Origin of the sequence: Bilifractor porci (assembly GCF_009696005.1) — a bacterium.
Taxonomy (GTDB): Bacteria; Bacillota; Clostridia; order Lachnospirales; family Lachnospiraceae; genus Bilifractor; species Bilifractor porci.
In genome coordinates, this window is record NZ_VUMV01000004.1 from 172,449 (window position 1) to 188,066 (window position 15,618).

The 15,618-nt window shown below is 54.9% G+C and carries 12 protein-coding genes; all 12 read right to left on the bottom strand.

Annotated elements, in window-relative coordinates:
• Nucleotides 1-136: 136 nt before the first annotated feature.
• The gene (locus FYJ60_RS07315) at nt 137-1,489 is read right to left on the bottom strand and encodes an ABC transporter permease (RefSeq protein ID WP_154458011.1); all 1,353 of its coding nucleotides are present in this window, start codon (nt 1,487-1,489) and stop codon (nt 137-139) included.
• Between the two features lie 14 nt (nt 1,490-1,503).
• Nucleotides 1,504-3,870: an efflux RND transporter periplasmic adaptor subunit gene (locus FYJ60_RS07320; RefSeq protein WP_205839017.1), complete on the bottom strand. Its 2,367-nt coding sequence runs from the start codon at nt 3,868-3,870 to the stop codon at nt 1,504-1,506.
• Entirely contained in the window at nt 3,854-4,573 is a 720-nt protein-coding gene (locus FYJ60_RS07325) for an ABC transporter ATP-binding protein (RefSeq protein ID WP_154458013.1), read from the bottom strand. The genes FYJ60_RS07320 and FYJ60_RS07325 overlap by 17 nt, the downstream gene beginning before the upstream one ends.
• Before the next feature lie 13 nt (nt 4,574-4,586).
• Nucleotides 4,587-5,999, bottom strand: a complete 1,413-nt coding sequence (locus FYJ60_RS07330) for an efflux RND transporter periplasmic adaptor subunit (RefSeq protein ID WP_205839019.1) — start codon at nt 5,997-5,999, stop codon at nt 4,587-4,589.
• Nucleotides 5,986-8,100 carry a DUF6449 domain-containing protein gene (locus tag FYJ60_RS12480; RefSeq protein ID WP_205839021.1) on the bottom strand — a complete coding sequence of 705 codons (2,115 nt, stop codon included), beginning with the start codon at nt 8,098-8,100 and terminating at the stop codon, nt 5,986-5,988. Before FYJ60_RS12480 ends, FYJ60_RS07330 begins: the two co-directional genes overlap by 14 nt.
• Nucleotides 8,075-8,977, bottom strand: coding sequence for an ABC transporter ATP-binding protein (locus FYJ60_RS07335; RefSeq protein WP_154458015.1), 903 nt, complete (start codon nt 8,975-8,977; stop codon nt 8,075-8,077). The genes FYJ60_RS12480 and FYJ60_RS07335 overlap by 26 nt, the downstream gene beginning before the upstream one ends.
• Nucleotides 8,974-9,369: a GntR family transcriptional regulator gene (locus FYJ60_RS07340; protein ID WP_330579143.1), complete on the bottom strand. Its 396-nt coding sequence runs from the start codon at nt 9,367-9,369 to the stop codon at nt 8,974-8,976. Before FYJ60_RS07340 ends, FYJ60_RS07335 begins: the two co-directional genes overlap by 4 nt.
• Before the next feature lie 300 nt (nt 9,370-9,669).
• Complete coding sequence (gene aspS, locus FYJ60_RS07345) at nt 9,670-11,460, bottom strand: aspartate--tRNA ligase (RefSeq protein ID WP_154458016.1); 1,791 nt, start codon at nt 11,458-11,460, stop codon at nt 9,670-9,672.
• A 67-nt stretch (nt 11,461-11,527) separates the two neighbouring features.
• Entirely contained in the window at nt 11,528-12,778 is a 1,251-nt protein-coding gene (gene hisS / locus FYJ60_RS07350; RefSeq protein ID WP_154458017.1) for a histidine--tRNA ligase, read from the bottom strand.
• The gene (locus tag FYJ60_RS07355) at nt 12,775-13,479 is read right to left on the bottom strand and encodes an HD-GYP domain-containing protein (RefSeq protein WP_154458018.1); all 705 of its coding nucleotides are present in this window, start codon (nt 13,477-13,479) and stop codon (nt 12,775-12,777) included. Before FYJ60_RS07355 ends, hisS begins: the two co-directional genes overlap by 4 nt.
• Nucleotides 13,476-14,999: a coproporphyrinogen dehydrogenase HemZ gene (gene hemZ, locus FYJ60_RS07360; RefSeq protein WP_330579144.1), complete on the bottom strand. Its 1,524-nt coding sequence runs from the start codon at nt 14,997-14,999 to the stop codon at nt 13,476-13,478. Before hemZ ends, FYJ60_RS07355 begins: the two co-directional genes overlap by 4 nt.
• A complete protein-coding gene (locus FYJ60_RS07365) occupies nt 14,989-15,618 on the bottom strand; it encodes an MBL fold metallo-hydrolase (RefSeq protein WP_154458020.1) in 630 nt (209 codons plus the stop codon). Before FYJ60_RS07365 ends, hemZ begins: the two co-directional genes overlap by 11 nt.

The following is a 15,618-nucleotide window of genomic DNA, read 5'->3' on the forward strand; positions in this document are numbered from 1 at the left end:
ATGTATCGACTTGCATGCGGATTCCGCACGGCAGGATTTTCCTGCTGTGCGGAACGGAAGCGGCGGCAGGGCTTCCTGTCTCTTTGGACTGCTGCCGTGCCATCATCCGGTTCTGTGAAATTCTTATTGAGCCCCGTTACTCCCTCTGCAGCGCCTGAATCGGATCCAGATTGGCCGCCTTTACAGAAGGCAGAAGGCCGAACACGATGCCGATCAGCATGGAAAAGCCGACGCCGATCAGGATGGCCGGCACACTGATGGCGACAGGGATTCCGGACGTATGCGAGATCACATAGGCCAGAATAATACCGGCAGCCACACCAATCACACCGCCTGTACTGGTCAGCACGACAGATTCTGTCAGGAACTGTCCCAGAATGGTTTTCTTTCTGGCTCCCAGCGCTTTCTTCAGTCCGATCTCCGCGGTTCGCTCCGTCACGGATACCAGCATGATATTCATGACGCCGATTCCTCCCACCAGCAGGGCAATGCTGGCGATCCAGATCAGCAGGTTGTTGGTGCTGGCACTCAGCTCCTGCTTGTTTTTTGCCTTTTCCAGCATGTCCTCCGCGCGGTAGGTAATGGCTGTGTTTCCGGAGGCCGTACCCTCTGTTCCTGTTTCCACTCCGTCTGCGCCTTCCTCCGCGTCCGCGTCCGCCGTCTCCGCATCCTGCCCCGCGGAAGCTTCCGCCGGGCTGTAGCCGGCCACGGACTCGTTCATCACCTCTGCGACTTCTTTTCCGACATTGCTCATATCGTTCGTGGTGACCGCCCTGGCCACACAGTTCTGCGGCTCGTCATATTGATAAACGACAGGCCAAACGGCATCCGGGATCATTACCACGCCGTTTGTGTTCTGCGCGTAATTGTAATAATCCATCAGTGAGTTGATTTCCGGACCGCTTGCGCTGCTCCTTACAAGCCCCACTACGGTAAAAGGCTCGTTTCGCACCGTTATCGTCCCGCCGACCGCCCCGCCGTCCGGAAACAGAGCGGCCGCCGCCGTTTCATCCAGAAGAACCACCTTCCGGAACGCCGGATAATCCGAATCCAGAAAAGGCCGTCCGGAAATCACCTGATACCCCTTTGTGCCCAGGTAATGGGTGTCAATCCCATACACCGCACCGGACGAAAGCATATTGCTTCCGTTTGCGATATTTCCCTCCCAGGACCTCTCCAGGTAAAAAGACGCGTCCTCTACATCCGGAAAATCACGGATCCTGTCCATCTGGTCCTGTGAGACCGGCGAGATGCCGGCGGGAAGCCCGTAATCCATGTAATAGTCGCTGGAGCCCTGCTTCAAGGAGACCGTGACATTATTATTTCCGGCGCCGATCAGGCTTTTCAGGATCTGCTCGTTGGTTCCCTTGATCGTGGAAACGATTGCTATAATGGACGCGATGCCGATAATAACCCCCAGCATGGTCAGGAAGGAACGCATTTTATGATTCCAGATTCCCTGAAATGCCAGTCTGATATTTTCACTCATTCCCTGCTCCTTCCTTAAGACGTAACCAGCTCCTCCATGGATGCCTCCCTGGTCTTCGCTCCCTCCACGGCTGTTTTCCCGTACGGGAACGCGATCCAGTCATCCGGACTGATTCCGGATTTCACCTCATAAGATCCGCCGTTTAATTTTCCGGTTTCGATATACTGCTTCTTCAGTTTTCCGTCTTCGCCGCGTTTCATGACATACTTTCTTCCGCTGTCATCCCGGACGAAGGCCTGGTCAATGCTGATGGTATTCCCTGTCCCGGAGGAATCCTGCGCAGAGGAGGAAGATGCCAGCTGTATGTTCAGGCTTTCTCCTTCTTTCAGATCCGCTCCCTTTTCCGCAATCCGGGCGATAAACGGATAGTAGGACTGGCTGACCGAATCGGAATAGCCGGAATTAAATACGCCGCTTGTATCCGGATAGGGGGAAATATCCTGGATCTCCGCCTGGTACATGCCGCCTGTCTGCCAGGACGTGACCGTAACAATATCTCCGGTTCTGACCTGTCCCAGAAGCAGTTCCGGAAGTCCGCCCTTTACATAGAGTCCCTCACTTCCGCTGACCTGGACAAAAGCGCTGCCGTCCTGCGGGGGAGACTGGGGATCTCCTGCCTTTGTGACCGTTCCGTCCAGCTTCGCGGTTACCCTTCCGCTGTCCAATGCCTCCTGTGTCATCTGGATTTTCAGACGGCTCTCTCTTTCATCCAGCTCCAGATCCCTCAGAGCCTTCTCCTGTTCCTTTCTGGAATCCGCAATTTCTTCTTTTGTATAAGAAGCGTCCGAAGGGATCAGCTCCGAACCGCCGGACAGTCCGGCAGAATTATCCGAAGAATTCCCGTCTGATACCCCACTGTTTTTCCCAGCTAACCCGGCATCGGCGGAATCCGTCAGAAGGTTTGACACGCGCACGTTTCCCGCAAACGCCAGTTCACCGGACGGTATTCCCGCTGCAGATTTCAGGGAAGCGGTCTGCGCCGCAGCTTGTTGTGCACCCGCCGCTTCTTTCTTTCCGGCAGGCGCAGACGAATCTGATCCCGCCCCGCTTCCGCCCGGCATTTCGGCACCGGAAGGCTCTGTCGCCGGTGGTGTACCGGAAGGCTCCGCGGCCGGTGACGCGGGTGTTTCCGTCGGTGTCACCTCCGGAGTGACTGACGGGATGACAGACGGTGTTTCGGTCGGCGTCACTGACGGTTCCGCAGTCGGCTTTGCTTCCTGCGCGGAATCCTTCTGCTCTTTGATCTCCGGTTTTCCGTTGCCCGCAAAGCTGACGCAGATTTCTCCGTCTGCCTCCCGCTGCAGGGCATCTCTCCCCCACGTTTTTTCTCCTGTTGTTCCGCTGTCCTTCCAGGTCAGAAGTTTTCCCGTCACCTTATCGCCTTCATGTGCTTCCAGAAGAAAATAACAGGTATCCTTCCCCGCGTTTTTTTCCTTCAGCATCGAAAAGAAGGAATCTTCCAGATAAATATCCGCCCCGTTCCGGACAAGATATCGGTAGGGATGCTCCCTGCTTCCCAGGTTTTCCTCTGCCGTGTCTTCATTAAAGGCCACGGCTTTGCCGTCCAGCCGGGTATAAGCTTCCGACACGGCCAGATCGATTTTCAGTGTATTCTGCCGGGCAAGCTGGTCCGCCAGGCTCAGGCTGTCTCCCAGCCACATGCGGAGAATCGGGCTGTCCGGCGAGTTTTCCGCGTGCACCTCCAGAGAGAACCAGACCGTCTCCAGCTTTCTCTCCTGAGCTTTTTTCTGAAGCATCTCCAGAAAAGACGGCTGGATCGTCGTCTGCTCCAGACACAGATAGCGGAGCGGGTTTCCCTGTGTCCCCGCGTCCTCATCCGTCTCATTCAGCGCAGCCGCGTCCCCTGTCAGGTTCGCGTAAGTTTTTAATTTGCTCTCTCCGTTTTCTTCCTCCCCTTCGTCTCCGAATCCCCCGCCGTAATCCCCGCCGCCGTCGGAATCGGACACGGGCTTCAGGGTTTTCAGCGTCTCCAGGTTTTTCCGCGCCACTTCCATTTTCAGCTGGATCTGCTGGAGGTTCAGCTTTTCTTTTTCCAGCCCGAGCGATGTCTTTGACGTATCGTATTCCAGAAGGACATCGCCCTTTCGTACCGTCTGCCCTTCCTTTACACAGACCTTCGACACGGTCTCCGCGTCTGTCAGATACACATTCTGCATGGCGTCCGTCGTAACATATCCGCTCATGGACGCAGCCATATCCATCATATAACCGGAATAACTGACATCGTTCACGGAGATGACCAGCGCCGTCCCGGAGGAGGATGTCGTCTTTCTGACCGCCACCGAAATGCCCACGGCAGCCCCCGAAAGAACAGCCGCTGTCAGAATAACTGAAACCACCTTTTTACTTCTCCCCGTCATGCCCTGCCTCCTTCCCCGCGGATTCTCCGTCCGCCTCGGAGAGCCTGCCGTCGCGGATAAGCACCATCCGCCCCGCCTGTTCCGCGATGTGCGCGTCATGCGTGATCATCAGAACGGTAACGCCCTCCTGATTCAGCTGACGAAACAAGTCCATAATCTGCATCCCGGACGCGGAATCCAGGGCTCCCGTCGGCTCATCCGCCAGCAGAAGCTCCGGATGATTGACCATCGCCCTGGCAATCGCCACCCTCTGTTTCTGCCCTCCGGAAAGCTGGTTCGGCTTATGCCTCAGCCTGTCTCCCAGCCCGACCCTCTCCAGTGCCTCCGCTGCCCGCTTCCTTCTCTCATTCCCCGCCACCTTCGCGTAAATCAGCGGAAGCTCCACGTTCTGAAGGGCGGTCTGGTCTGCGAGCAGCTGGAAATTCTGAAAAACAAACCCGATTTTGTTCAGCCGGATGTCCGCCAGCTGGTCGTCCGTACAGTCCTTCAGCAGTGCCCCGTCCAGCAGGATTTCTCCGGAGGTCGGCCTGTCCAGACAGCCGATCAGGTTCATCAGTGTGGATTTTCCGGAACCGGAGGGTCCCATGACCGCCACATATTCTCCGCTCTCCATAGAAAAATTGATATTCCTGAGTACAGGCGTGACAAGCCTGCCCTGGACATAATCCTTGCAGATCTCCCTGCATTCCAGAATTTTACCCATCGGCCGCGCCCCCTTATCCAACTGCTTCTGTGTCGGCGGAACCCGCTTCCCCGGTACCGGATGTCTGCCCGGCGTTATCCCCGGCGTCTTCCGTCCCGGTGTCGTTCCCCCGTACTTCCCTGGTTCCGTAATCATTATACACACTGGAACCGTACACTTCTTCTCCGGCGCTGGAGGAGAATACACTTTCCATGTCCGTACCGCTGCCGGAAACCACAGACGTATCGGCCGGCATTTCTGCCATCGGGGCAGTGCGCATTCCTTCCTTCAGCGAGGAATCCGGAAAAGCGATGGAATCACTCTCCGAGAGCCCGGACAGAATCTCTACCGTGCCCAGGCTTTCATCCTTATCTCCTAACGTCACCGCCTGCTTTGCCAGCTTCCCGTCCTTATCGGCCCATACGAAGGGATTCTCCGCATCCGTCTCATCGACCAGATACTCCGGAATCCAAAGGCCGTCCTTCTTCTCTGTCTGTCCGACATCCGGTTCCAGATATACATGCTGCCCCATAATCAGCCCGTCGCTGGAATCCAGCTCCACATAAAACGGATAGCTGCTGCTTCCGGCGGACATATCGGATGACATACCGTTGTTCTGTCCCGATGACGGGTTGGATGTATCAATCTTGGAAACCGTTCCTTTCCATGTCGCGGAAGAATCGGTGCGGCTGACAACCAGCATGGGACTTCCCTCCGCAATCTGGCTGATGTTCTGTTCGTTGATGCTGCCCTTAATCCGGTAATCCCCCGATTTCATCACGGTGAGAAAGGAATTATCCTGCATTCCGGATACGGAGGCGTCCGCATTTGAGGTTCCGCTCCGGATGCTTTTTACCACGCCGTCGATCTCCGATGTAACCGTGGCGTGGGCGATGTTGTCATTGAGCTTGTCGATATCCGCCTGTTTGCTCTGGATATCCAGTTCTTTCTGTTTTTCCGCCAGCTGCTGTTCCTGTATCTGGATCGTGTAATTGGCCTGATCTGCCGCCTTCGCTTTTCTCTGCTGCTTCTGCAGCTCCGCGATGGTGGCATTGATGGATTCCTTTTCGTTATTCAGCCGTTCCAGATCAATCTGCGCCTGCGCGAGACTGTCGTTATACTTGTCCGTGTCGTAGGTAAAAAGGGGATCTCCTTTTTTTACCTTCTGTCCCACGGTGACCAGGATCTCCTTGACCGTGCTGTCTGACTTCTGCTCGACAGACCAGGTATCCTGGGACTCCACGACTCCGGCAAACCGGTTCACCATTCCCGTGCCGTCCGTATTTCCGGCCAGAACCGACACCTTTTCCACATAGGCCGTGTTTTCTTCGTCTGCGGAAGCGCCGGTCCCGCTGTTCTTCAGACGAATCCCGATGAAGCCTGCGGCCGCACAGGCCGCCAGCACAACAGCCAGAATCACTGCCATTTTCTTTTTATTCCTGGGCATAGTTTCCGTCCTCCTGTTCCTTGAGTGACTGCAGCAGAGCATCGTACTGCTTCTGATCCGTGATCTGCAGGTTAGTCCAGTAGTCCCCGTCCTGACAGGTAAAAGAAGCATCGGGCATTTCATCCGTCCCGGCGAGCCACGCGGATGATTTGGCCGGTTTTGTGCAGGCAAGCAGTTCTGCGATCTGCGTTTTCTCTGTCAGTGTATAGTTTCTGTAAAGACCGGTCCCGTCCGCATCCTGCTCGAATACACTCAGGTCAATCTTTACCACCTGATCCGCGGAGAATCCGGTTTTGACCAGTTTGTCCACATCCACTCCCTGTTGTTTCAGATACTGCAGCGTCTCCGAAAACTCCGGATAGATATAGAAGCTCTGATTTTCCGTGTATATTCCGTCCGGATCGTTTCCATTATTTTCAAAGTACGCCAGAAGCAGCGGTGTTTCCTCCCGCAGCTCCTGATAAGACATCTTATTCATGTCCCGGCGGATGCAGGCAGCCAGCATCCGGATGTTTTCGCTTCCGGACAGGCTTTCTCCCTTCTGCTCATAGTCCCCGGAAAGCCAGCTCTCCAGAGAGACGTCCGTGTAAAGGGACGGATCCAGATGGTTGGCCGGATAATAGCCCTCTCTCCATGCCTTGTCCTCCCCTATGCTGTCCAGCATGGCAGCCGCCCCGGAGGCCGGGATTTCGTAATACCGGTAATGGATTCTCCCGTTTTTCATCCGGAAAGCCACCTGGACAGACGTTGTGTTTTCCGGATCGGAGCTGTACTGTCCCTCTGTATAGTTTCTGACCTCCCGGTATATCGGTTCAAAATTTTCGGTAAAGCTATCCTGCAGGACTTCGCGCGCATAGCTGTCCGGCTGCTGGATTAACGAGCCGAAATCATCCATGGACATGGGAACATAAACGGCCATCGCCCCGATCTTATCCTCCGCAGGAAGCCAGCAGTCAATACGGAAGGGATCCGCCGCAAAAAAGACCAGAACGCCGGCGCATACGGCCATGATCGCCGTAAGCGACCGCCAGTGTTTCCGGATACTCTTCAGATCCACATGAATGATGAATTCCAGAATCCCGTTGAAGATAAATGCAAGAAGCAGCGTAAAGACAGCCACCGCGGGAACGGACACACCGCTTTCTCCGCTGCCCGACAGTACGCCCAGCATCATCCCTGCCCCGACAGAGGCGGGAACCGTGACCGCAGCCTTCAGGATATTCTCCATACCCGGAAAAGAAAGCGCATTGCCTGCCGCTTCCGAGGGACGTCTGCGGTAGAGCAGATACGCCGCCAGGAAAGCTCCTGCCAGATAAACAGCCAGAACTGCCAGGGAAAGAGCAGGAGATCCCGCGGTTCCCTCCGTGTCCGCGAATCCGGCTGCCCGGATCAGCAGGGTGAAAGGAGAGAGCCAGAACCCGATATTCATGCCCGCGCCTGTCATTGTTCCGCCTATGCTGGGGAAAAATACGCTTGTCATCCCGTACAGTAGGGCACAGAGCGCCGGCCCGTAAAGCAGAAAGCAGATCATCAGCAGCACGCCGACCAGGATTCTGCCGGCGAGGACCATAGCCAACACGCAGAAGGTATAGACAGCCGAGAAGCCAAGGATATACATGGCCGCAGAGGAAAAAGCAATTCGCATCGCGTCCGCCGTGACATTCCCGTAAACCGCCCCGATCCCGAACAGAGAAATCAGAACCGCCGCCAGATACGGAACCACAGCGGCCAGCCACCCCACAAGATAATGCGCCAGAAAGGCTTTTTCTCTTTTCAGGGCAAGGCTCTGGTAAAAATCACTCTTCTCCCGGCTGTCCAGAAAAGAAAACATCACACCGGCCGCGATGACCGCGGCAATCAGCACTGCGGCAATGGTCAGAGGGTTTCCTCTTCCCAGAACGGCGGACACGGTATGCAGGTTCTGCCGCGCGATCTCCGATTTCGACATCCCGTTATAAGCATCCCTTCTGGTACCCTGCAGAAGAAGCAGGTAACAGACCGGATACAGGAAAAGCGCGGCGGCAGAAACCAGCGCCGGCAGCCAGGCATTCTGGCGCATCTCATTCCGAATCATTTTACGCAATGATATTTTTGATGTCATACCCGGCCACCTCCGTCTCTGTAATAAATATTTCCTCCAGGGTAAGGGGAAGCTCCTCCGCAAAAACAGGATCCGCGGACTGCACCCTTGCCAGAATGACGTCTCTGTCTCCCCGGACCACCAGCGTCAGCATGGAGCCCCTCCTGTCCAGGCGCACAATATCCAGATCCGCGAGAAGCTGCTTCTCCGCTTCCGGATCCCGGATCACACACTGCACCTTCTGCATGTTCATCTTCAAATCAGACAGATTTTCCGAGAACAGGATGCCTCCCTGGTGCAGAAGTCCCACATGATCGCAGAAATCTTCCAGCTCCCTCAGATTGTGGGAGGCCACCACGGGAACAAATTCCCGGTCCAGCATCTCTGTGGCAAAAATACTCTTTACCGCCTGGCGCATCACCGGATCCAGTCCGTCAAAGGTCTCATCGCAGAACAGGTACTTTGTCCCGGCGCAGATACCAAGAAGCACGGAGAGCTGCTTCTTCATCCCCCTGGAAAAAGTCCGTATTTTCTGATTTTTCGGAAGGCCGAACCGGCCCATCAGTTTTTCAAACCTCTCCGTGTCGAAGCCGGGATAAACAACCCGGTACAGCTCCGTCATGCTCTCCGCCGTGGCATTGATCGGAAAATACCCGGTATCTGAGATAAAACAGATCCTGCTTTTTGCGGACTCATTCTCCCATACCGGCTCCCCGTCAATCCGGATCTCCCCGCTGTCCGGCCGAAGGACACCGGCAAGCATCCGCAGAAGCGTGCTTTTTCCGGCTCCGTTTGTCCCGACCATGCCGAAAACCTCCCCGTCCCGGATCCGGCACGTCAGGTCTCTGACCGCCTCCACGCCCGCAAAGGCTTTCGACGCCTGTATTACTTCAATCATACGGCGCTCTCCTCCTCTCCCCCGTTTTCATAGATGCCTTCGAGTATTTTTTCACAGGCCGCCCTGTCAATCCCCAGTTTCTTCCCTTCCCGCAGCAGAGTTTTCAGCCTGTCTTCCCAGTCCCTTCTCCTGTTCTTCATCAGGGCGCTGCTTCCGGACACAAAATTACCGCGGCCCCTGACCGTGTAAATGTATCCGTCATGCTCCAGAATCGAATAGGCCTTCTGTATGGTATTCGGATTGATGGACAATTCCTGCGCCATCTGCCTGACGGACGGAAGCTGCTCATCTTCCTGCAGGACGCCGGTCAGAATCAGCATTTCATAGCGAGCCACGATCTGTTCGTAGATCGGGCGTCTGTCCTGATAATCAATGGATATCACGCAAGCCACCTCGCTTTCCGTTTGCTATAAGTGTACTATAACACGTAGTACATGCAGGTGTCAATCTCTTCTCTCACAGCGCGGACAAACTGCTTCCCATCCCCGGCTTCCGCCTGCCGGGACAGGCTGCGCAGGTAATCCCATTTCATTGCTGCGGTTCTGCCTTCTAACGCCTTCAGCCCGCCGGATACGGCCGAAAGGCGCTGTCAGCAGAACAGACCCCCCTGGCGCAGAAAAAGGCAGCCCCCGTTTTTCCGGAGACTGCCCTGTTTTTTCTATATGAATGAAACGGATACCTGGGAAGGATCCTTACTCGTTTTCCGGAACCCGGATTCCAAGCTCTTCCAGCTGCTTGTCCTCCACGGGAGCCGGAGCCTCGGTCATAAGGTCAGACGCGTCCTTTACCTTCGGGAACGCGATGACATCGCGGATGGAATCGGCCTGCGCCATCAGCATGACGAGACGGTCAAGGCCGTAGGCAAGCCCTGCATGCGGCGGAACGCCGTATTTGAAAGCGGTCAGCAGGAAGCTGAACTGTTCCCATGCTCTTTCTTTTGTGAATCCCAGAACCTCAAACATCTTTTCCTGAATATCGTCCTGATGGATACGGACGGAACCTCCGCCGACCTCAAAGCCGTTCAGCGTTATATCATAGGCCTTTGCCCGGACGCTGCCCGGATCGGAGTCTATTTTATCCCAGTCCTCTTCCATGGGCATGGTGAAAGGATGGTGCATCGCCATGAACCGGTTTTCCTCATCGGACCACTCCAGCAGAGGGAATTCCACAATCCACAGGAAATGGAAATCGTCTTTCCGGACCAGTCCGAGCTCGTCACGGAAATGCAGCCGAAGCTGCCCCAGAACGTTCCACACAATTTTATTGCGGTCGGCGGCAAACAGGAGCAAATCGCCCTTCTCGCCTCCCATGGCCTTGATCAGCGCGTTCTGCTGTTCTTCGGTCATAAACTTAGCGAAAGAAGCTTTTACGGTTCCGTCTGTCTTCAGCTGAATCCAGGCAAGTCCTCCGGCACCGCTCCCCCTGGCCATCTCGACCAGCTTGTCGATCTGTTTCCGGCCCATATCTCCCTGGCCCTTCACATTGATTCCGCGGACCGATCCGTCTTTTTTCGCAAGGGCATTCCGGAACACCGGGAATTCGCTGTCCTTTACGACATCGGAAACATCCACCAGCTCCATGCCGAACCGGACATCCGGCTTATCCGACCCGAACCGGTTCATCGCGTCGATCCATGTCATTCTGGGAATTGGAAGAGGAATGTCCACACCCAGAGCATGTTTGAAAAGATACTGCAGGAAACGCTCATTGACATCAATCACATCCTCTACATCCACAAAGGAAAGCTCCATGTCAATCTGCGTAAATTCCGGCTGGCGGTCCGCGCGCAGATCCTCGTCCCGGAAGCAGCGGGCCAGCTGGATATACCGGTCATAGCCGGAACACATCAGGAGCTGTTTGAACAGCTGCGGAGACTGCGGCAGCGCGTAGAAGCTTCCCGGATGGACACGGCTGGGAACCAGATAATCCCTGGCGCCTTCGGGCGTGCTTTTCCCCAGCATCGGCGTTTCCAGCTCCAGAAATCCCTCTTTGTGGAAGAACTCGCGGGTCAGATAGGCGACCTCTGACCGCAGGATCATATTTCTCTGCAGATCCGGACGGCGAAGATCCAGATACCTGTATTTCAGGCGCACATCGTCTCTTGTCTTGCTGTCTTCCTCTACCGGGAACGGCGGTGTCTCCGCTTCCGCGAGGATTCTCAGGTAGGAAACACGGACCTCCATGGTGCCGGTGGCAAGCTTTTCGTTGACGGCGCCTGCCCGGCGTCCCACGATTCCCCTGACGGCGATCACATATTCCGAGCGGAGTTTCGCCGCCTTTTCAAATCCGGCCTCATCAATCGTGCCGTTTTCAAAAATCAGCTGCATGATGCCGGAGCGGTCGCGGAGATCCACAAAGATAATGCCTCCCTTATTCCTGCTCTTCTGCACCCAGCCCATCAGGGTGACTTCTTTTCCGATCTCCTGCTCCGTGACTTCCCCGCAGCGATGGGACCGCTTCATACCTTTCATGGATTCCGCCATGCCTGTTTCCTCCTGCTTCTTTTATTCTGACAGCCCTGACTGATGTTCTGACGTCTCAGGCGCTTACTCAGCGGGCAAATACATCAACAATTTCCGTGTAGCCCTCGGCCTCCAGCTGTTCCTTCTGGAACTTCCGGTTCTTTTTCATGACCAGAAGATTGACAATCATCCCTCTGCCGCGCTCTTCCATGGCCTGGTCGATGACCTGGCGGATTTTTTCGTCGGGAAGCTTTTTCTCCAGAAGATAGGCTTTCCGCGCCGCCGCGTCCGGAATCTGGAAATCTCTTTCCAGAAGGAGCATGACGATCCGCTCAAACCCGATGGAAAATCCGCACGCGGGTGTGGACTGTCCGGTAAATTTGCCTACCATGCCGTCATAGCGGCCGCCGCCGCCGACAGATCCGCCGTACTCGTCCATGGAAATCTCGAAAATAGGCCCCGTATAATAGGACATTCCCCGGACCAGCGTCAGATCAAAGGAGATTTTGAAATCCGCCGTCTTCACGGCATCCACGCTGTTCATAATGGTAATCAGCCCGTCCGCATAGGCAGGATCCAGAAATCCGTCCAGCTTTTCCCTGACCATGCGCACGCCGTCTGTGTCCGGCGTCACCGTAAGGAACAGGTCTTGGCATTTTTCCACGGCCTCTTTGGAAAATCCCTCTTTCTCCAGTTCCTCTGCCACACCGTCCAGACCGATCTTATCCATCTTGTCCAAGACAATGAAGACCTCGTCCCAGGAATCCTCCGGAAAGCCGCAGTATGCCGCGACTGCCTTGAGAATCCGGCGGTCGTTGATCCGTATGGTAAAGTTATGGAAATCCAGCTTCCCCAGAAGCGTGGTGGTGGCAAGGATCAGCTCGATCTCCGCCAGATTGGAGGCCTCTCCCAGAATATCAATATCACACTGCATGAACTGACGGAAACGCCCTCTCTGCGGACGGTCCGCGCGCCAGACATTCCCCATCTGCAGCGCCTTGAACGGGCTGGGAAGCGAAGCGGCGTTATTAGCGTAATAGCGGGAGAGCGGAAGCGTCAGGTCATAGCGCAGACCGCTGTCGGCCAGATCCGCCTCTGTGCTGTTTTCGTTGATTTTAAGCTTCTCTCCGCGCTTCATAATCTTGAAAATCAGCTTCTCGTTTTCTCCCCCCTGCTTGCTGTTCAGGTTTTCAATATGTTCCACGCAGGGCGTTTCCATGGACAGAAAGCCGAACCCCTGATACGTGGTGCGGATCAGCTGCTGCACATATTCCCTGATCTGCATTTCCCTGGGCAGGATATCCTTCATGCCTGTGACAGGCTTTTTTGTCAATGTCATAATGATTTCCAGACTCCTTTCACGTTTTCCGACACCTCCGGAAGCTTCAGGCTCCCGTCCTCGCTCTGATGCATCACCCTCTGAAAAGCCAGAAAAACTCTGAGGTCGAAATCCTTCATATCTTCCGTCATCAGCTCCATAGCCTTTTCCGGGCTGTAGGCCTTTCGATAGGCCCGGTCGGAAACCAATGCACAGAATACATCACAAACCCTCAGAATGCAAGCCCCGACAGGGATGTTCGGACCAGCCAGATTGTCCGGGTAGCCGCTTCCGTCGTAATTCTCATGGTGAAACAGCACATCCTCGCAGATTTCCTCGTCAAACCCGTGGCGTTTCAAAATCTCATAACCCTTCATGGGGTGCATGCGGACAGAATTCATCTCCTCCACAACAAGCGGATCCTCCTGCTGAAATGCCTGGTTCAGCTCCGCCTTTCCGATATCATGCAGAAATCCCGCGACCGCCAGATTTTCGCACTTTTCTTCCGGAAGCTTCAGCTCCTTCGCCACCTCGTAGGCAAGGTTGCTGACCTGCTTCCCATGCTCCAGCTGAGCCTCCACGGAAAAGATCAGAAGGTGGCGGTTATTCCGGTACCTTTTCTGTCTTCTGCCTGCCGCTTCCGGTTCTGCCTGCTTTTTCCTTTTGTGTGCATTCTTTTTTCCGGAGTCTTTTTTTCTCTCTGTTTTCTTCTTTTTCGTCATAGCTTTTCCCGACGGATTTCCATCCTTACCTTCTCTGCTTCCTCCCGCTTTCTCTGAAGCATCTCATCCAGCCTGCCGATGTAATTTCCGAGATCCTTCACATTTTCCACCCGCTCAATACGCCTGCCCCCATGAAAGACAAACTTCGTGGAGGCCCCGCTCCCGGCAGCCATGATGGTCTGCTTTTCTTCCATAATCAGGATGTTGTAGATTCCTTCCTTCCCTGCCTTTGCGTAGCCCACGTTTTCAAAATTTCCGGCCATATTTTTCTGTCTGTACAGGTAGTACGGATGCATTCCCATATCTCCTGCGCAGTCCGCCGTCCGATCCATGATGGCATCCGATGCCTCAAAAGAAACCGGAACATATTCCTCCCGGAAAAGATTCAGCCTGGCCGCCCGCTTCAGGGCAAGGGCATGAACCGTAAGGCTGTCCGGCTCCAGGCTCCGGATTCGGGAAAGTGTCCGCTCCACCTCCGGCTGCCCCTCGCCGGGAAGCCCTACTATCAGATCCATATTGATATTGGAAAAGCCCATGCTGCGTGCAAGACGGAATTTTTCTTCCGTTTCCTCCACAGTATGTCTTCTTCCGATCAGATCCAGCGTCTTCTGGTTCATCGTCTGCGGATTCACGGATATTCTGCTCACCGGAAATTCCCGGAGAACCTCCAGTTTTTCCTCCGTGATGGTATCGGGCCGCCCCGCTTCCACGGTAAATTCCCTTACCGTCTCCATCGGAAACTGTTCCTGCAGGACAGACAGCAGCTGTCTTAACTGATCCGGCGTAAGAGATGTCGGCGTTCCACCGCCGACATAGACGGTATCGAGACGTCTTCCCTTCATCATCCCGGAAATAAAACGCAATTCTCGAAAAAGTGCCTCCAGATATTCCTGAACCATTCCGCCGAACCGGTTCATCGGGTGAGAGCCGAAGGAACAGTACAGACAGATCGAGGGACAAAATGGGATCCCCACATACAGGCTGTAGCCGTTTTCCGCCTCCATGCCCGCCAGAATCCGTCTTTCCCGTTCAGCGGTTTCCAAGGCAAGGGCAGCCTTTTTTTTACTGATAAAATACGTTTTCTCCGTCTGCGCAAGGATTTCTCCTTCCGTCTTTCCCTCTTCCAGAAGACGCGAAAAAATCTTTGTGGGTCGGATCCCGGTCAGATCTCCCCACGGAAGATCCCTTCCCGTCATCTGCCGCAGCGATTTGTAAACCAGCTGCTTCACCTGATTTTTACAGGAAATACGATCCGCCGGGTCGTCCAGAAGCACGACCGCAGACCATGGCGCCTGAGGGAGAGCGCTGTCCCAAGCTCCGGAAGCTGTCCTTCCAAAAGTAAAACCGACGGACGTGCCCTGATACGAAATATGGAATTCCGCATCCGGCATATCCTCCGGTTTTTTCTGATCCTCATACCAGATTGTGATTTCCGCCTCCGGAAAAAAAGCCTTCAGCAAGGAATAGATATCATATTCAAATTTCCGCTCATTCAGACACAGACCGAATTTATACTGCAAGGGGATTATACTTCCTTTCCTCTTCGATGCGGGTAAACGAATCATGACCCGGAAAAACGTCGGTATCCGCCGGAAGCTCCTTCAGCAGACGCCGCACACTGGACTGGATGGCCGCCGAGCTTGACGTGGGAAAATCCGTCCTTCCGTATGACTCGCAGAAAAGCGTGTCCCCGGTAAAGGCCATCTTCTGATCCGGAATATAGTAGCAGCAGCTCCCCCTGGTATGTCCCGGCGTGTGCAGCACCTGAATCTCCATCCCCGCAAGGCGCAGCACATCCCCGTCCTTCAGGAGCCGGTCCGCCTTTGCGGAGACAGAAAGCCCCTGCCAGCCGGAAAGATTCCACTCCGGATTTTCCAGGACAGCCTCCTCCTCTTCTTCCGAATAGACCGGAACCGCGTACTTTTTCCTGACCTCATCCAAGGCAAGAATATGGTCAAAATGCCCGTGTGTCAGAAGGACAGCCACCGGTTTTCCTTCCATGTCCGAAATTTTCCGGGAAATCCTGTCCGCGGCGTCTGCCGGATCAATCAGGATCAGCTCCTTTGTCTCCGGATTTTCCAGAAAATATACATTGGTCATCACCGGTCCGAGAACCAGGCTCTGCAGCTTTGCCTTCAT

Coding starts and splice junctions, on each gene's coding strand:
- FYJ60_RS07330 (WP_205839019.1), bottom strand. CDS start 5,999: ATGCCCAGGAATAAAAAGAAAATGGCAGTGATTCTGGCTGTTGTGCTG.
- FYJ60_RS07355 (WP_154458018.1), bottom strand. CDS start 13,479: ATGACGAAAAAGAAGAAAACAGAGAGAAAAAAAGACTCCGGAAAAAAG.
- FYJ60_RS07325 (WP_154458013.1), bottom strand. CDS start 4,573: ATGGGTAAAATTCTGGAATGCAGGGAGATCTGCAAGGATTATGTCCAG.
- FYJ60_RS07365 (WP_154458020.1), bottom strand. CDS start 15,618: ATGAAGGCAAAGCTGCAGAGCCTGGTTCTCGGACCGGTGATGACCAAT.
- FYJ60_RS07335 (WP_154458015.1), bottom strand. CDS start 8,977: ATGATTGAAGTAATACAGGCGTCGAAAGCCTTTGCGGGCGTGGAGGCG.
- FYJ60_RS07320 (WP_205839017.1), bottom strand. CDS start 3,870: ATGACGGGGAGAAGTAAAAAGGTGGTTTCAGTTATTCTGACAGCGGCT.
- aspS (WP_154458016.1), bottom strand. CDS start 11,460: ATGGCGGAATCCATGAAAGGTATGAAGCGGTCCCATCGCTGCGGGGAA.
- hisS (WP_154458017.1), bottom strand. CDS start 12,778: ATGACATTGACAAAAAAGCCTGTCACAGGCATGAAGGATATCCTGCCC.
- FYJ60_RS07315 (WP_154458011.1), bottom strand. CDS start 1,489: ATGAGTGAAAATATCAGACTGGCATTTCAGGGAATCTGGAATCATAAA.
- FYJ60_RS12480 (WP_205839021.1), bottom strand. CDS start 8,100: ATGACATCAAAAATATCATTGCGTAAAATGATTCGGAATGAGATGCGC.